Origin of the sequence: Pantoea sp. GM01 (assembly GCF_000282675.1) — a bacterium.
In the GTDB taxonomy this organism is placed as follows: Bacteria; Pseudomonadota; Gammaproteobacteria; order Enterobacterales; family Enterobacteriaceae; genus Pantoea; species Pantoea nemavictus.
In genome coordinates, this window is the sequence record NZ_AKIU01000029.1 from 98,022 (window position 1) to 114,591 (window position 16,570).

18 protein-coding genes are annotated in these 16,570 nt (G+C 53.0%); 3 read left to right on the forward strand and 15 right to left on the reverse strand.

The window, feature by feature from the left end; genetic code table 11:
• Positions 1 to 47 precede the first annotated feature (47 nt).
• From PMI17_RS08070 to pspA, 6 genes are all read right to left on the reverse strand, one after another.
• Positions 48 to 1,121, reverse strand: coding sequence for a YcjF family protein (locus PMI17_RS08070; RefSeq protein WP_007888064.1), 1,074 nt, complete (start codon positions 1,119 to 1,121; stop codon positions 48 to 50).
• Complete coding sequence (locus PMI17_RS08075) at positions 1,118 to 2,515, reverse strand: YcjX family protein (RefSeq protein ID WP_007888068.1); 1,398 nt, start codon at positions 2,513 to 2,515, stop codon at positions 1,118 to 1,120. The genes PMI17_RS08070 and PMI17_RS08075 overlap by 4 nt, the downstream gene beginning before the upstream one ends.
• Positions 2,496 to 2,744 (reverse strand): phage shock protein PspD, encoded by a 249-nt coding sequence (gene pspD / locus PMI17_RS08080; RefSeq protein WP_007888070.1) that lies wholly within the window; start codon positions 2,742 to 2,744, stop codon positions 2,496 to 2,498. Before pspD ends, PMI17_RS08075 begins: the two co-directional genes overlap by 20 nt.
• 58 nt (positions 2,745 to 2,802) lie before the next feature.
• Entirely contained in the window at positions 2,803 to 3,150 is a 348-nt protein-coding gene (gene pspC, locus PMI17_RS08085) for an envelope stress response membrane protein PspC (protein ID WP_007888072.1), read from the reverse strand.
• On the reverse strand, positions 3,147 to 3,374 hold the full coding sequence (gene pspB, locus PMI17_RS08090) for an envelope stress response membrane protein PspB (RefSeq protein WP_007888081.1): 228 nt from the start codon (positions 3,372 to 3,374) through the stop codon (positions 3,147 to 3,149). Before pspB ends, pspC begins: the two co-directional genes overlap by 4 nt.
• A gap of 64 nt (positions 3,375 to 3,438) precedes the next feature.
• On the reverse strand, positions 3,439 to 4,104 hold the full coding sequence (gene pspA, locus PMI17_RS08095; RefSeq protein ID WP_007888082.1) for a phage shock protein PspA: 666 nt from the start codon (positions 4,102 to 4,104) through the stop codon (positions 3,439 to 3,441).
• A gap of 164 nt (positions 4,105 to 4,268) precedes the next feature.
• On the opposite strand from pspA, the gene pspF reads away from it, so the two are divergent.
• The gene (gene pspF, locus PMI17_RS08100) at positions 4,269 to 5,267 is read left to right on the forward strand and encodes a phage shock protein operon transcriptional activator (RefSeq protein WP_007888084.1); all 999 of its coding nucleotides are present in this window, start codon (positions 4,269 to 4,271) and stop codon (positions 5,265 to 5,267) included.
• Positions 5,268 to 5,310: 43 nt separating this feature from the next.
• On the opposite strand, the gene PMI17_RS25350 is transcribed toward pspF, so the two are convergent.
• Positions 5,311 to 5,559: a hypothetical protein gene (locus tag PMI17_RS25350; protein ID WP_157178874.1), complete on the reverse strand. Its 249-nt coding sequence runs from the start codon at positions 5,557 to 5,559 to the stop codon at positions 5,311 to 5,313.
• A 170-nt stretch (positions 5,560 to 5,729) separates the two neighbouring features.
• Here PMI17_RS25350 and sapA point away from each other — a divergent pair, with 170 nt between their 5' ends.
• Positions 5,730 to 7,352, forward strand: a complete 1,623-nt coding sequence (sapA, locus tag PMI17_RS08105; protein WP_036620602.1) for an ABC transporter substrate-binding protein SapA — start codon at positions 5,730 to 5,732, stop codon at positions 7,350 to 7,352.
• A 2-nt stretch (positions 7,353 to 7,354) separates the two neighbouring features.
• Positions 7,355 to 8,320, forward strand: coding sequence for a putrescine export ABC transporter permease SapB (gene sapB / locus PMI17_RS08110; RefSeq protein WP_007888087.1), 966 nt, complete (start codon positions 7,355 to 7,357; stop codon positions 8,318 to 8,320).
• 129 nt (positions 8,321 to 8,449) lie between these two features.
• Here the strand turns inward: sapB and PMI17_RS08115 are convergent, their stop codons facing one another.
• From PMI17_RS08115 to PMI17_RS08145, 8 genes are all read right to left on the reverse strand, one after another.
• Positions 8,450 to 8,692 (reverse strand): hypothetical protein, encoded by a 243-nt coding sequence (locus PMI17_RS08115; protein ID WP_007888090.1) that lies wholly within the window; start codon positions 8,690 to 8,692, stop codon positions 8,450 to 8,452.
• Positions 8,693 to 8,745: 53 nt separating this feature from the next.
• The gene (gene umuC / locus PMI17_RS08120) at positions 8,746 to 10,008 is read right to left on the reverse strand and encodes a translesion error-prone DNA polymerase V subunit UmuC (RefSeq protein WP_007888092.1); all 1,263 of its coding nucleotides are present in this window, start codon (positions 10,006 to 10,008) and stop codon (positions 8,746 to 8,748) included.
• Positions 10,008 to 10,247, reverse strand: coding sequence for a hypothetical protein (locus tag PMI17_RS08125; protein WP_007888094.1), 240 nt, complete (start codon positions 10,245 to 10,247; stop codon positions 10,008 to 10,010). The genes umuC and PMI17_RS08125 overlap by 1 nt, the downstream gene beginning before the upstream one ends.
• Before the next feature lie 215 nt (positions 10,248 to 10,462).
• Entirely contained in the window at positions 10,463 to 11,830 is a 1,368-nt protein-coding gene (locus tag PMI17_RS25695) for a hypothetical protein (RefSeq protein WP_007888097.1), read from the reverse strand.
• A 212-nt stretch (positions 11,831 to 12,042) separates the two neighbouring features.
• Positions 12,043 to 12,270, reverse strand: coding sequence for a hypothetical protein (locus PMI17_RS08135; RefSeq protein WP_007888098.1), 228 nt, complete (start codon positions 12,268 to 12,270; stop codon positions 12,043 to 12,045).
• Between the two features lie 89 nt (positions 12,271 to 12,359).
• Entirely contained in the window at positions 12,360 to 13,043 is a 684-nt protein-coding gene (locus PMI17_RS25355) for a hypothetical protein (protein WP_007888101.1), read from the reverse strand.
• Entirely contained in the window at positions 13,043 to 13,351 is a 309-nt protein-coding gene (locus tag PMI17_RS25700) for a hypothetical protein (protein ID WP_071531043.1), read from the reverse strand. Before PMI17_RS25700 ends, PMI17_RS25355 begins: the two co-directional genes overlap by 1 nt.
• Positions 13,351 to 16,527: a host specificity protein J gene (locus PMI17_RS08145; RefSeq protein ID WP_007888103.1), complete on the reverse strand. Its 3,177-nt coding sequence runs from the start codon at positions 16,525 to 16,527 to the stop codon at positions 13,351 to 13,353. The genes PMI17_RS25700 and PMI17_RS08145 overlap by 1 nt, the downstream gene beginning before the upstream one ends.
• Positions 16,528 to 16,570: the final 43 nt, after the last annotated feature.

Below are 16,570 nucleotides of genomic sequence, written 5' to 3' on the forward strand. Positions count from 1 at the left end.
TTTTACCTTTCACGCCAACCATAGCGTGAAAGGTAAGCAAGGAGTGATTATTTAGCAGCCTGCCCTGCTTTATCCCCACTTTTTACCAGGGATTCTTTCAGCTGACCGATTAATTCGCGACGGAAATCGCCGAGACGCGGCTTATCCTCTTCCAGCCATGGCAAGGGCCGACACAACTCCATCGCCTTAATGCCCAGCCGCGCGGTCAGTAAACCGGCACCAATCCCTTGCGCAGCACGGGTGGAGAGACGCGCGGCGAGATCCTGCGACATCCAATCCATGCCCACTTCGCGCACCAGTTCCGATGCGCCGGCAAACGCCATATTCAGCAGCACTAAACGGAACAGGCGAATACGGCTGAAGTAGCCGAGCTCAATGCCATAAATTGCTGCGATGCGATTCACCAGCCGCAGATTGCGCCAGGCGATAAACGCCATATCCACCAGCGCCAGCGGGCTGACGGCGATCATCAGCGTAGATTCTGCAGCATGACGGCTGATCTCACGCCGCGCCTGACGATCCAGCACCGGCTGCACCAGCTGAGCATATAACGTGACGATTTCGCGATCGTTATGCGTTTCATGCAGCGCCGCGTGCCAGCGTTGCAGCGCCGGATGTGCCTGATCCAGCTGTGCCTGCTGCGCCAGCTTTTCACAAAATGCGCGGCCTTTCCCCACGCCGTGGCTGTGCAGCAGTTCGCGGCCAATATCGCGCTCTTCGGCACGCTGGCGCAGACGATACAAGCGACGCCATTCGCCAATCAGCGCACCAGCACCGGCCGCAACAATCAAGGTACCGGCCACACCGGTGCCCAGCGTAAACCAGTCGCGCACTATCCAGGCGTCGTGCAGCGTTTGCGCGCCCTGCGCCACCACGCTAACCGCGAAAATAGCGAGGCCAACGCTCACCATTTTGCGCCACAGGCTGCGTTTAGGGCGCAGCGCGGCTTCCACCACTTTTTCGCCTTCGCCCTCTTCCAGCGGCTCGGCTTCTGCGGTGGCAAGAAACGCATGGTCCGTTTCCGCACTAAAGGTTTGTGCCGCGCGCAGCGGTTTTTCCGCATCCACCGTCAGCGGACGGGCAAAATCAATGCGTCCTTTTAAAGGTGTTTCGTCGCTCATCGCAATTTATCTCCCAGTAAAAATTCCAGCGCGGCATCCATGCGAATGTGTGGCAGCGGGCGGTCAACATCCAGCTGCCGCGGCCGGAACTGTTCAAACTGAAATCCCTGCTGCTGCCAGAAGCTGTGCCCCGGCAAGCGCGGCGGTACTTCGCCGGGATAAAAAGTCAGCGCTTCATCATCGGCCAGCCGATTGCCGCGCAGCGCAGGTAGCTTTTCACCCCGATGATCAACCAGCCCGCTTTCGGTAGCTTGTACCGACGCTAAGCCGAGGCAATCCATGTTAATGCCTTCAAACGCCGCGTTCTGCCATGCGTCCTGCACCAGCTGCTGCAGCAGAGAGACCATATTGGCGTGTTGATCGGAGGTAACGTGATCGGCTTTGGTGGCGGCAAACAGCAACTTGTCGATGACCGGCGAAAACAGGCGGCGAAACAGCGTGCGCTGACCGTAATGGAAACTCTGCATTAGCTGGGTCAGCGCCAGTCGCATATCGTTGAACGCCTGCGGTCCGCTATTGAGCGGCTGCAGGCAATCGACCAGCACGATTTGGCGATCAAAATGCAGGAAGTGATTCTTATAGAAACCTTTCACCACGTGCTGGCAATAGTAGTTAAAGCGCTGCTGCAGCATAGCAAAGTTGCTGCCGGCAGGGGCTTGCGCCAGTTTGCTGACCTGCATCTCTTCAACCTGCGGCCACGGGAAGAACTGCAGCGCGGGCGCACCCGCCATATCGCCCGGCAGCACAAAGCGGCCCGGCTGAATAAAGTGCAACCCTTCGGTTTTGCATTGATGCAGGTAATCGGTCCAGGCGGCGGCGATTGCGGCGAGACGATTCTCATCGGCGGGTGCAAAGGGATCGAGATCGGCACACAAGTTGCGCCATTGCGCAGACCAGGTGGCGCGATCGCCCTGCAATAAGCCAACCATCTGCCGTGACCAGCTGAGATAATCCTGCGCCAGCATCGGCAGATCCAGCAGCCATTCGCCGGGATAATCGACAATTTCGAGATAGAGCGTGGCGGTATCTTTGAAGTGGCGCAGCAGCGATTCATCCGGGCGATAGCGCAGCGCCAGGCGCATTTCGCTCACGCCGCGGGTGGGCGTCGGCCACATCGGCGGTGTGCCATAAAGCTGCGCCAGACCTTCATCGTAGGTGAAACGCGGCGTACCGAGTTCGCGCTGCGGTACGCGTTTCACCCCAAGCAGGCGTTCTTCGCGCACCACGGAAAACAGTGGCAAACGCGCGCCGCTGTGCACATTGAGCAGTTGGTTAACCAGCGAGGTGATAAACGCGGTTTTACCGCTGCGGCTTAAGCCGGTAACGGCCAGGCGCAGATGGCGGTCAACACCGCGGTTCATCAGCGCCAGCAATTCATTTTGCAGTCTTTTCATCGTTCTCCCTGATGAATCGTGCTGACAAGCGTTTAAACGCTTTGCTCAGCAACGGTTCCAGGGCGGCCGCCAGCAACAGGCGCAGCGGACGGCGCGCCACCGATTTAACAGCCCAGCCAGCGATACCGCCGGGCCCGTAAGTTACTGCACTAATGATGATAAATTTCCCCGCCGACATCAACGCAGGTGTCGCGCGACGGCGCAGAGCAGTAAAACGTTGAGTTTGCATAGAGCCTCTTACCTTAATGTAGAAGAAGCGAGCCCATTAGCGGGCTCGGGGATAAAAATCAGATTTGGCGGAAGCGGCTACGCACGCTAAATGTTTCCGAGGTGACATAGCGTTCAATCTCACGCACGTTACGTTCGTCGCTGTGTAGCGTGGCTTCCAGCTCGTCGAGCAGTTCCCGTGCGCTCGGCGTGCGTTCACCCGCGGCATCGGCGGGCTTCTCATCCAGCACAAAACCGAGAATAAAATAGGCAACGATGGTGAACATAAATAAGCCAAGGAATAGCGACAGCACCACAATCACCCGCAGTAAGCGTACCGGAATGTCGAGATATTCTGCCACGCCGGCACAGACGCCGCGCACTTTGCCCTGTTGTGGGATGCGCCACAATTTACGCCCATTCATCATGGCTGCCTCCAGTTCGGATGCTCGGCATCCAAAATGGCTTCCAGCGCTTCGACACGCTCACGCATGCGGCGCGCATCCTGAGTAATTTGTTGTAAACGCTGCAAATCGCTCGACGACAAATCGGCGCCGCCGTTGCGCTTGTTGCTGTAATGCAGCCATAACCAGATCGGCGCCACAAAAAGCACGAAGATGGTTAAAGGTATGGCTAGAAAAAGTGCGCTCATTAATTCGACTCTCCTTAATCATTGACACCATTTTAACTCGGGCCTGCTACCAGGCCCGTGGCGATCACTCAGGGCGATTCATTTTGGCTTTCAGCGCGGCCAGCTGCTGGCTGATTTCATCATCGGCTTTCAGTTCAGCGAACTCCTGATCCAGACCTTTCGGCTTACCAAAACGCTGACTTTCCGCTTCAGCTTCCATGTGATCGATACGACGTTCGAAGGATTCAAAACGCGCCATCGCATCATCAATCTTGCCGCTGTCGAGCTGACGACGCACATCGCGTGAAGAGGATGCGGCCTGATGACGCAAGGTTAATGCCTGCTGACGGGCCCGCGTTTCAGTGAGTTTTTTCTCCAGCTCACCAATCTCGCCTTTCATGCGTTCAAGCGTCTCTTCAACTTGCGCCGATTCCTGCTGCAGGGCCGCGATTAAATCGGTCAGCTTCTGCTTTTCAATTAAGGCCGCGCGCGCTAAATCTTCTTTACCTTTATTAATCGCCAGTTCGGCTTTTTCCTGCCACTCGGCCTGCTGAATTTCAGCCTGCTCCATGCGGCGTGCCAGTTGTTTCTTTTCCGCCAGCGCACGGGCAGAGGTAGAGCGCACTTCTACCAGCGTGTCTTCCATTTCCTGAATCATCAGGCGTACCAGTTTCTGCGGATCTTCGGCGCGTTCCAGCAGAGAGTTGATGTTAGCGTTCACGATGTCGGCGAAACGAGAAAAAATACCCATAATGATGTTCCTCAAATTTTGTATGTAGGTGCGCGAGGCGCCCTTCACTAATACAATTCGCGTGCCAACTTTTAATAGACTGATTTTACAGGCTTTGTTTATTTTACATCCGCTACCGCATCCCTTAAGGTAGTGAAAATGATTAATCAGTGGCGAATTTCATCATGGCAAATAATTCAGACAATCTGTTAGGCGAGTCCAACAACTTTCTTGAGGTGCTGGAGCAGGTATCGCGTTTGGCGCCGCTGGAGAAGCCGGTTCTGGTGGTGGGTGAACGCGGAACGGGTAAAGAATTGATCGCCAGCCGTCTGCACTACCTGTCAAACCGTTGGGAAGGCCCGTTTGTTTCCCTCAACTGCGCCGCGCTGAATGAAAACCTGCTCGACTCTGAACTCTTCGGCCATGAAGCTGGCGCCTTTACCGGCGCGCAAAAACGTCATCTGGGGCGCTTTGAGCGTGCCGATGGTGGCACGCTGTTTCTTGATGAACTGGCCACCGCGCCGATGCTGGTACAGGAAAAACTGTTGCGCGTGATTGAGTATGGGCAGCTAGAGCGCGTCGGCGGCAATCAATCGTTGCAGGTGAACGTGCGATTAGTCTGCGCCACTAACGAAGACCTGCCGATGCTGGCCGCCGCCGGCAAGTTCCGCGCCGACCTGCTCGATCGCCTCGCCTTCGATGTGGTGCAGCTGCCGCCGCTACGTGAGCGGCGTAGCGATATTCTGGTGATGGCCAATCATTTCGCTATCCAGATGTGCCGCGAGCTGGGCTTGCCGCTGTTTCCTGGCTTCAGCGATCGTGCGCAGCTGACGCTGCTGAATCACAGTTGGCCGGGTAACGTGCGCGAATTGAAGAATGTAGTCGAGCGTTCGGTTTATCGTCATCATAGTGCCGAAGACGAACTGGACAACATCATCATTAATCCCTTCGCACCGCGCAATCCGCCACCCAACACCCTCACTGAACCCGCAATCAGCACCCTACCTTCCCTGCCGCTGGATATACGCCAATGGCAAAACCAGCAGGAGCGAGAGTTAGTTGAGGCAAGCTTACAGCAGGCCAAATACAACCAGCGCCGTGCTGCTGAGCTATTACGCGTTACTTACCATCAGCTGCGCGCCATGATGAAAAAGCATGGTATTCAGGCGCGCGACGAGGATTAGCAGGTCGCCATAAATGGCGCCCCTACGTATTGAATTGTTTTTTTTAGCGAATCGCACAGTGTTTTTTTCTAACTGTTTCGAGCGGAAGCAAGGCGGCAAGCGAGGACATCCCTCGGAACATACATAAGTATGTGACCAGGGTGGACGAGCGCAGCCAACGCAGCAGCCGCTCGAAACAGGACGAAAAAAAGCCCGCAACAGAGTGCGGGCAACTAATACTGGAAGCAATGTGAGCAATGTCGTGCTCTTCTTCGGTAGAGCCACCGTCGAAGCGCAGAAGAATAATAATCATTCTTATTATCATCTGTAAAGCCCTAATTGAGAATTTTTCTCATTTCCACATTAACAATGTGATTACCCCATCGCCACTTTGACGAAAAACACAGCAGAAGTGTCGCGAATTTGGGGAGTACGAGACCTTTGCGATACACTCTCGCTATTGCCTCAGAATCGTTGAGTTCTATGCCAAAATTATTCCCTTCTCTGCTGCTTGGTCTCAGCATGATGAGTGCGTCAGCGTGGGCCGCGCCAACCGACAACATCCGCAACAGCGGTTTTGTCTATTGTGTTAACGGCACGGTCAATACCTTTAATCCACAAATGGTGAGTAGCGGCTTAGTGGTTGATACGCTGGCGGCGCAGCTCTATGACCGTCTGCTCGACGTGGATCCTTACACCTATCGGCTGATTCCTGACCTCGCCCAGAGCTGGGAAGTGCGCGATAACGGCGCCACCTACCGTTTTCACCTGCGCAAAGATGTCGCCTTCCAGCACACCAACTGGTTTAAACCGACGCGCAAAATGAACGCCGATGATGTGGTGTTCAGCTTTGCGCGCATGTTCGACCGCAAGCATCCGTGGCATAACGTTAACGGTGGTAGCTATCCTTATTTTGATAGCCTGCAGTTCGCCGATTCGGTGCAGAGCGTCAAGAAGCTCGACAGCGATACGGTTGAGATTCGCCTCAACAGCCCGGACGCCTCCTTCCTCTGGCATATCGCCACGCATTACGCGCCGATTCTGTCACAGGAATACGCCAACAATCTCAGCGCTAAGGGTCAGCAGGAGCAGATGGATCGTGAACCGGTCGGCACCGGTCCGTTCCAGCTGAGTGAATACCGCACCGGACAATATCTGCGGCTGGCGCGTAATCCGCAGTACTGGAAAGGTGTACCGCGCCTGCAGCAGGTGGTGATTGATCTCGGCGTCGGCGGTACCGGACGTTTATCCAAACTGCTGACCGGCGAATGCGATGTGCTGGCCTATCCTGCCGCCAGCCAGCTGAGTATCTTGCGCGATGACCCGCGTCTGCGCATGACGCTGCGCCCCGGCATGAACATCGCCTATCTGGCGTTTAATACGCGCAAGCCGCCGCTTGATCGCCCGGAGGTGCGTCACGCGCTGGCACTGGCGATCAATAACGAACGCCTGATGGAGTCGATCTATTACGGTACCGCAGAGACCGCCGCCTCGATTTTGCCGCGTGCCTCCTGGGCTTACGACAGCGATGCGCGCGTCACCGAATACAACCCGGCTAAAGCACGTGAAGCACTGAAAGCGCTCGGTCTGGAGAATCTGCATTTGCGCCTGGTGGTGCCCTCATCGTCGCAGTCATGGAATCCCAGCCCGCTAAAAACCGCTGAACTGTTACAAGCCGATTTGGCTCAGGTTGGCGTGCGCGTGACTATTGCACCGGTTGAAGGCCGCTTTCAGGAAGCGCAATTAATGGAGATGAATCACGATCTCACCTTAACCGGCTGGGCCACGGACAGTAACGATCCCGACAGTTTTTTCCGGCCCCTGTTGAGCTGCGCAGCCATCCGTTCACAGACCAACTATGCGCACTGGTGCTCGCCAGCTTTTGATGAATCCCTACAACATGCGCTGTTGTCGCAGCAGCTGTCGGCGCGCATTGATAGCTACGATAAAGCGCAGCAGATTTTAGCGCAGGAGCTGCCGGTATTACCGCTGGCCTCTTCGCTGCGTTTGCAGGCCTATCGCCATGATATTAAAGGCTTAGTGCTGAGCCCGTTTGGTAACGCCTCATTTGCTGGCGTCTACCGCGATGAGAGCAGCGAGGAGTAAGCATGATCATCTATATTTTGCGTCGTCTGGTGCTGCTGCTGATCACCCTATTTTTGCTGTCGCTGGTGAGCTTTAGCCTGAGCTACTTCACGCCGAACGCGCCGCTGGAAGGTGCTTCGTTGTTTGATGCCTGGTGGTTCTGGTTTAAAGGCCTGCTGCAGTTTGATTTTGGCGTCTCTAGCACCAACGGCCAATCGATCGATATCCAGCTGCGCGAAGTGTTTCCCGCCACGCTGGAGCTGTGCGTGCTGGCATTTATGCTGGCGCTGCTGGTCGGCATTCCGCTGGGGATCTGCGCCGGTGTAATGCGTAAAAAATGGCAGGATAAAGCCATCAGTGCGCTGGCGCTGCTGGGGTTCTCAATGCCGGTGTTCTGGCTGGCTCTGCTCTTCACCCTGTTCTTCTCATTAACGCTCGGCTGGCTGCCGGTTTCCGGGCGTTTCGATCTGCTCTATCCAGTGCAAAATGTTACCGGTTTCGCCTTGATTGATGCCTGGCTGAGCCATTCGCCGTGGCGCCACGAAATGATGGTGAGCGCCTTAACGCACATGATTTTGCCAGTGGTGGTATTAGCGGTTGCGCCTACCACCGAAATGATCCGTTTACTGCGCAGCAGCACCAGCGAAGTGATGGACAAAAATTACGTTAAAGCCGCCGCCACGCGCGGATTATCGCGTCTCACCGTGATTCGTCGGCACGTGCTGCACAATGCGCTGCCGCCGGTGATTCCGCGTCTTGGCCTACAGTTCTCTACCATGCTGACGTTAGCGATGATAACCGAAGTGGTGTTCAACTGGCCAGGCATTGGCCGCTGGCTGATCAATGCCATTCGCCAGCAGGATTACGCGGCAATCTCCGCCGGCGTAATGGTGGTTGGTGGGCTGGTTATTTTGGTTAGCGTGTTGTCGGATATTCTCGGTGCGGCGCTTAATCCGCTGAAACATAAGGAATGGTATGCCCTTAGATAGGGTATGCACATTAAATCACAACATATTGATATTTAATGAGTATTTTCTATATAAAATAATAAGAACTCTATAAAGACACGCTTTTATATACACATCATTGAAGGCGTGTTTAACCCTTTGCCGCATAATTTAAATTATTGGCAACTCGTCATCGTGAATCTGCAGTACCTCATGAGTTACAACGCCCACCACCGCAATATCCTCCAGCAAGTCATCCATCAGGAACGCACCATCATCGGTAATGATTCGTCGCGGCTGAATCATAATCATCGCCCACTCATACATGCCCGACATATCTATCAGCACAGTGTCACCGTTTATCGGGTAACGCTGCTTGTCGATAATGCACCTGCGTCCGTTCAGTTCCACCATGCAGCAGGAATTGCTGGAAGGAAGGATATGCTGCAGCGGCTGAAGCAGAAACGTTACTTCGCCACGGGCAGGTCTGACAGTCTGGTGGTGTATGCCGGCGACAACATTTCGCGCTTCATCTCCCATGATTTCTGAATACCCTGCCCTGCAAACCATAATTTACCCTTCCCGCTCTGGTTGATACCGTCAACGACACGCATTAGCGATTCGCTGTTGGCCTGTGGTTTGAATTCATCAAAGAGATTGAGCTGTGATACGCCCTGGCTGTAAAAGTCGCCCAGCATCACACCTGCTTTCATGTATCGGCACCCATCACGCCAGATGCGGTCAAGCCCCTGCATAGCAACTCGGATGATGTCGCGAGTGTCGCTAGTTGGGGTAAGTAGCCTGCCCATGGCCTGATTGCCGTAGAACACCTCACCTTCAGCATGCGGGCTGGTTCTGACAAACACCGCTACCTGGCTGCAATACTGCCGCTCTCTTCTCAGCTTTTCGGCGGCGCGCTCTGCATAGGAGCAAACCGCCTGGCGCATATCTTCATATTCGGTAATGCGAGAGCCGAACGATCGGGAGCAAACAATTTGCTGCTTGGTTGGAGCGAACTCTTCCAGCTCCAGGCATGGCTCTCCACGCAGCTCGCGCACAGTGCGTTCCAGCACGACGTTGAAGTGTTTACGGATGATGTACGTGCTCTGCTCTGACAGGTCTTTAGCGGTGATGATGCCCATTGCGTTGAGCTTCTTGCTGATGCGCCGGCCAACGCCCCACACCTCTTCTACCGGCACGAGTGCCATCAGCTTACGCTGCCGATCAACATTCGACAGGTCGACGACTCCGCCAGTCTGCGTCCACTTTTTAGCGGCATAATTGGCGAGTTTTGCCAGCGTCTTGGTTTGGGCGATACCAACGCCGACAACTAAATGTGTGTCACGCTTGATTCGCTCGCGAACTTCGCGCCCGAAATCCTCCAAGGCGCGGCAGTTACGTACGCCAGTAAGGTCGAGAAACGCCTCATCAATCGAATAAACCTCGACGGTTGGAGCCATTTGCTCCAGCGTTGTCATTACCCGGTTACTCATATCGGCGTAAAGAGCGTAGTTAGAGCTGAACACAGTGATGTTGTGCCGCCTGATATCTTCTTTCAGCTTGAAGTAAGGCGCTCCCATAGGGATGTTTAAAGCCTTAACCTCCGCGCTGCGGGCAATAACGCAACCATCGTTATTGCTCAACACCAGTACCGGCTTTCCCCATAAATCAGGCCTGAAAACCGTCTCACAACTGGCGTAGAAAGAATTCACGTCAACGAGCGCAAACATCACACGCCGCCATTTGGATTGAACACCTGAAACGTGCGCTCATCACCATCTGCGGTCGAAATGTCGCGGAAAGTGGTGGTGTGCATCTCGATCCAGCTATTGGCTGCGCGAAGCGTGTAATGCCAGTTGAGCCGCTCCAGTTCGCTCACAAAGTCGAGCGTGCTGATAGTGAAGCGTCCTGCTGCATCTCGCTTCATAGCCTGCTTAAAAGCCATCATGATTTCGTAGTCGCGGGGCATGGTCATCTCCCTCCCTGATAGATACTGTATATAAATACAGTAATATCGATCGATGGAATTGATCAAGTCGATTGATGAGGGTTTTTGCGAAGGGGTTGGTTCGGAAAGGAATTTAGGTGGGCGCGTACGGAGAAAGTGACTAGGCTTTAATCACCCACCCCGCAGCCTGCATGAAGATGGACGCGGTTCTAAGCTGCCCCGTCGCCGGGGCTTTTTTAACTTCCAGCCTGATGATCATCATCCACTGCTGAACTTTGCATCTCTGCCTGCCTGCGGTTGTAAGCAGAGTCCTCCGGCATATCCAGGCGGACATCAATCCAGCTGTTGGCAGGGACATCAATCAGGTCGCCCTTGACCACTTCGATGTCACCGTCATCTGTGAGCTTGTAGCGGCGTTTAAAAAGACTGATTTTCAGCCCGCCGCTTTCAGTCTGTTCGGCTTCAACAATACCCAGGTCACCAGAACCTTTAGGATCGCGCGGTGGAAGAAGCTGCCAACCTTCTGTGGCCAATCCTGCCGAACCGGTGAGAACATAAACGCCAGCTTCTAACCGTGAAAGTGTGATGCCTTCAGCCTCTTCGTTCGCAGTGCCACATCCACACCAGGAAAAACCGGCTTCTGCCACATCAGCTCGCTGGGTATTGTCTTGCGAACATACAATGCGCGCGACAGGAGATGCAGCCTTTAAAGTGCCGTCAGATGCTTTTGTAGTATTTCTGTCAGTGTAAAGGTTATAGATAACACCGTTTGTTGTCGCATTTCCTGCCGTTACTCTCACACCTGCGCCGCCATACCCCGCGCAAAGATTTGTGTACGTATCACCAGCACAAGCCACGATAGATGCGCCGTATGCGAAACCGTACGCTGTATCATATGCATTGCGATAAAACTGACCAATACCAGCTTTAAAAATGAAATTTAGTAGTGAGGTATCGCTTACTGCCAAAGCCTGGCCTGGTGCACCAATACCAAAACTTCCAACTTGAAGAAGACGGCCTGCCGTCGCGTCTACCTGAGATGTCACCGCATCACGCTGAGCCGCCGAACCCAGACCTAACGTATTGCGAGCTCCAGCCGCGTTGTTAGCCCCCAGCCCACCTTGAGCTAGACTCAGCGGTGTTGTCAGTCCAGACAGGCTAGTAATGTCGCTGTTAGCCCCTTTGTTTGCCTTATTGGAATACTGTGCAGCCATATAGCCCCAGCTCGGGCCGGTAAAGGTGCTCCGATCGGTTCGCGTCACAGTAACTGATGCCGCATCGCTGTAAATCTTCTGCCAGTTATCCATCTGCAGAATCATGCCGCGCGCGTTCGTGCCAATGTCGTTCAGGGTTTGCTGACTGATGGCAATCTTCAGTGAGGCAGGCACCGCGTACCAGGCTAACCCAGAAGCGCTAGGCCCATTGAATGGCACGCTCAAAGTGAGCTGAGTGTTTGAAGCAATTGAGGCGACAACCATTGTGTATGGTGCGCTGCCTACAATTACGCCTACGAAATCGCCCACCTTAAATTCTGTTGTGAAGCTGGTTCCAGTGCCGGTGACAGTGGCTGAATTATTCGTTAATGCAATAGTGCCTGCTGGCATAGTTTTCTCCGGGCAATAAAAAACCCGGCGCAATGGCCGGGTCTTTATAATTGGGCTGCTGTGCCGGGTGCCTCCCGGTGAACCTTTCAGTCGTCGGTCCGCGTCTAGTTTGTATTCAATATTTCGAGAGAAATAGACTGTCGCCCCACCGCACAGGGGGGATTCACAGCAGCAGAAGGAATTTATCTTAATATGATTAAGTCGTAAACAGATTATGCTTTGTCACAAGTGGAGCTTGTGAAGTTATTGGCGCTTACCCACTTCCAGCCAAATGGATTACCTGCATAATACTGTGTCTGATTGGCTTGCTTTCTTACGCCGTAAATAGAAACCTTTGTATCTTGTCCGCCAATTTTTGCATTTGCAATGCATTGCTGAGGCGGTAGAGACTGACACCCTACAGCCAACATACCCAAGGCAATAACAATGATTTTTTTCATTTCTTCATCCATAATTTGATATGCATATTTTATATTGCAGGTGAGGTGAATCTATCAAATCCAATAGAAGATCAATACGATAAATAAAACTAATATCTAGCCACATTTATGGCTGTAATGCGGTTTCGATAATTGGTATAGGTAGCACTTGATGCATTTCCATCAACGTTGCCAAGATATCCGCTAGCAATCTGTGTTGAATTACCATTAAAGCGCGCTGAGGAGCAAAAGCGAGCCACTACCGGTATAGGTTGACCAGATGAGTTATTTACCCCGGCAAAATACCCAGTCATAGTAGGCGCTACTGCCCATTGGCCTGAAATCGTTTGATTAATAACGTAACCAGAATTGTTAGGATTCCCAGAGTCTCCAATGTTTTGCACATCCCGCAGTACCTTTGTTTCATTGGTTAAAATGCACCTACCCTGAGAATCATTTATTTGTATGCCCCATGAAGGGATTGGCTGAAACTGGTAGCCAAATATGAAGACGTTAACTGTACGTGCTGCACCTCTGCAGTTCAGTTGCCATCTATTATTGCTTCCATTGAGCTGCAGGAATTCACACGTTTCTGTGCTTCCGCCTTGAGCTCCTGTGCTGTTCACGAAAACAAATCGCATTACTCCATCGTTCGCGTAAAGGTCCTGTACGCTCCCCTCACCAGAAGCAGAGGGTACATTCAGCACTCTTTTTTCAAGCATGGTTAGAGGCAGTGTATCAGCAATATAAAAAGCTACGCCGCTCTGATCTGTTAATAAAGAACCGAATGACATCAGAGCCTCGCGAATGCCAATATAATCCCCGGAACATTGGGGAATGTTCCATTTGAATAGTTACTACTAGAAACCTGAGTTACTACGATAGATGAACCACTAACGGCGATAGTTTTCCTAGCGTTAGTACTACTCGGCTCTCCGGTTGGCTGAAAGAGGAAATCAAGGACGTATCCAGATGGTAATGAAAATGCCTGATTGTAATTCCCTGATGCATTTATAGTCATTGTCCCTAACGCATTTATCCTTACAAGTCCGGTATTATTATCGTTGCCATTTGCATCCCATGTTCCATATCCGAATGCCATCAGCTCAATTTCCCCATTCTTACGCGTAATACACCATTAGCGTCATACACGCTTATTTGATTATTGGTCATGGTCATGCGGCCTGTGCTATCAGAACCGTTGTTTTCAAAGTTTCCTCCCTTGTCCATTCGCCAACCGACCGAGCCAGCCACATAATTGTTTGACTGGATGTAAGTACCGATTTTGGCGTTATCAATCGACCCATCCTGAATAAATGCACTATTCATGAAGACCTGACCACCGACCACTGCAAACGGTGAAAAGCGGTTATCGCCGGTGCCGCTGAGAATGACAAACTGATTTGCGTTCACAGCAAAACGCGTATCAACCTGCGAGCCGTTGATCGTCACAGCTACCGACATTCCAGCGTCGTAGTTCTGTCCGTTATATTTAATGCCTGTCTTGAGGGTGTAGATTGCTGAGGCACCAGAAGCATCAGCATACGCTGTGAGCTTTTCTGATATCGCAGCCTGCTGATCGGCAAACTGAGCGACAACATCCGTGCGCAATTCGGCCACGGATGCCACTGCATCAGCAGCTACTTTCTGAGCCTGAATAATACCCGCGCGGTTATCACCATACTGTGCCCACTGCTGTTCAACCGCGTCATAATTGGCGAGGATGTCTTTCAGTATGGTTTCCGGGTCGGTAATAATCGGCTCAAGCAGTGCCTGCCCGTCTTCCGAATTAAAGAAGTCCTCGGCAATGTCTTCCAGATAATCCGATGCCTGGTCGTTTGCCATGCCGCGAACCCATTCCGTAAAGCCGGATTCGTTGCCAGATTTATCTACCAGCTGAGCGCGGTACCAGAAGACCTGTCCGGCACGAAGGCCAAGCTGCGTGTAGGTTGATTGCGGGTAAGGAACGTCAGCGAGCAGTACAGGACTGGATTGGTCTGCGTTAGGTGTGTACTGAATTTCCGTCATCAGCGTATCAGACGTATTCGCCGGGAAGCCCCACGTCAGAGTGATGCCCCAGTTGATGCCCAGCGCGGTTAGCCCTACAGGTTTCGGTGGGTTGCCCACTTTTCCCGTCAGCGTTTTCTCAAGAGAATAACCCCAGCCTGACGAAATCTCGGCGGCGTTAATCGCGCGAACGCGCACCAGATAGCGGCCAGAGTAAATGCTACCCACCTCAAATGACGTGGTTGAGTTGCGCAGCACATTGACCCAGTTCCCATCATTACGCCGCCACTGAGCTTCATAGCTGATAGCGTTTGGCGTTGCATCCCACTGCACGCGCATCGTCTCCAGGCTGATACCCTGCTGAACAACCGAATATGAGTCGATGACGATATTAGATGGTGCAGACTGGTTACCGGGCGGAATTACGCTGATAGGACGATCATCAATTACCGCGCCGGTGTCGATGCGCGCATATTTGTCCGGGTCATGTGCTGCTGCGGTAATGGTAAACGTACCGTCTTCATTTTCAGTTACCGATGTTACGCGGTACTGCTGTGCATAAAGCTCTGTCGATTCCACGACCCATACGCATTCAGCCTCTGGTGTTTGAGAGTATGAAGCGGTGACGGTGACAACTTTTCCACTCACGCTTTGAATGGTCCGGCTTTGCGATGTTCCGTTCGGAAGATTGACCTGTAGCCGGTCCCCCGCCTTAGCATCGGGAGCACGATCAAGCGTTATTGCGCGATTGTTGACGGAGCTGATGCGCCCGCCAGCTACCAGACCGGAAAGATATTCGTCAGCAACTGCGATGACATAGCCAGGCATTGGAATGTCGCCATCAAGACCAACAGAGAATGCAACAACGCGGTCTTTGTTGTTTGTCAGGATGCCCCAGCGCCCCTTACGGTTTGCTTCTGACTGGCGAGTACATCCAATCGCGGTCACTTCAAGCTGGTTATAAACTTTGTAGCGGGACACCAGGTCTTTTTCGAAGACAGGTTCCATCGCATCGGCATAACCATTTGCGGGATCGGAGTAAGAAACCAGCGCCGAGGTATATCGCGTTTTGGTAGTGCTGCTTGAATACGCAAATTCCCCGTCAACCACGTTGGCATTAGTGAAGTTGTAATCGACATCGCGCGGCATATCGGCCAGCGCCACAATCTGATCGCCACCCCAGTACGTCATACCCCGGAAGATGGCCGCAAAGTCTCGCATGACCGTGTATGCATCATTACGCGTCTGCACGTAGACGTCACATTTATAACGCGGCTCGGTGCCGTTTCCGCCTCTTCCATCCGGAACCATCTGATCGCAATACTGAGCAACCTGATAAAGCGTCCATTTATCAATGTTGGCTGCTGTAAGACGATCACCAAGGCCGAAGCGATCGGTAACGACAAGGTCGTAAAATATCCATGCGGGGTTATCGGTCCACGCCCATTTAAACGTACCGAGCCAGGTGCCGGAATACGAACGTGTAACAGGATCATAATTGTCAGGAACGCGAACAATCCGACCTTTGGGTTCGCAGGTGATCTGCGGGATGCTGCCGTTAAACTGGCTTGAGTCGAATTCGATATAAAGCAGCGCTGTATTTGGATAACGCAGTTTAGCGTCAATTACCTCTGTGTAACTCTGGAGACTCATCGTGTCGCCAACTTTGGCGCTGTTTGCATCCTGCGTTATCTTGCGAACGCGGATGGTCCACGTGCTGCCGGCCTGCGGTAAATCAATGCGGTGGCTGCGTTCATAGCCGGTAGTTGTTTTACCCGTAACTGACGTGTTCAGCACGGTAACCCAACTGCCACCGTCGGTCTGCAGGTCTACCGCGTAATTCAGGCTGTAACCTACAAGGTCGCCATCATCTTCCTGCCTGAAAAGTGCGGGCCACTTGAGGCGCAGGCGGATCGCCGATAGCTGCGTATTGGTGAAGGTATGAATCCAGGAGGTTGAGCTGGAAATATCGGTACCAACAGCGATTTCATTTTCTGTGCCGGGTATGCCCTGAATGTAATTCTGCGCCTGTGTGCCAGGTCTGAACTCCCACGCAACACCGCTGAAGTTCTGAGAGCCGTCAGCATTCTCAATCGCAGTGCCGTCCAGAAAAATCTGCTTACCGGACAATCCGCCATAAAACTCACCCTCTCCGAGTGCCAGGAGGATTTTGGCTTTTGCTACAGACTGGAGGTCGTCGGGTTGTTCTGTTGGTGTGCGGGATGAAGAAGAGCCGCCCTTGCGGCCTTTGATAGCGGTAGCTGTAGCCATATTGCGCCCATAAAAAAAGGGCCTCCGAAGAGACCCTTAAAAT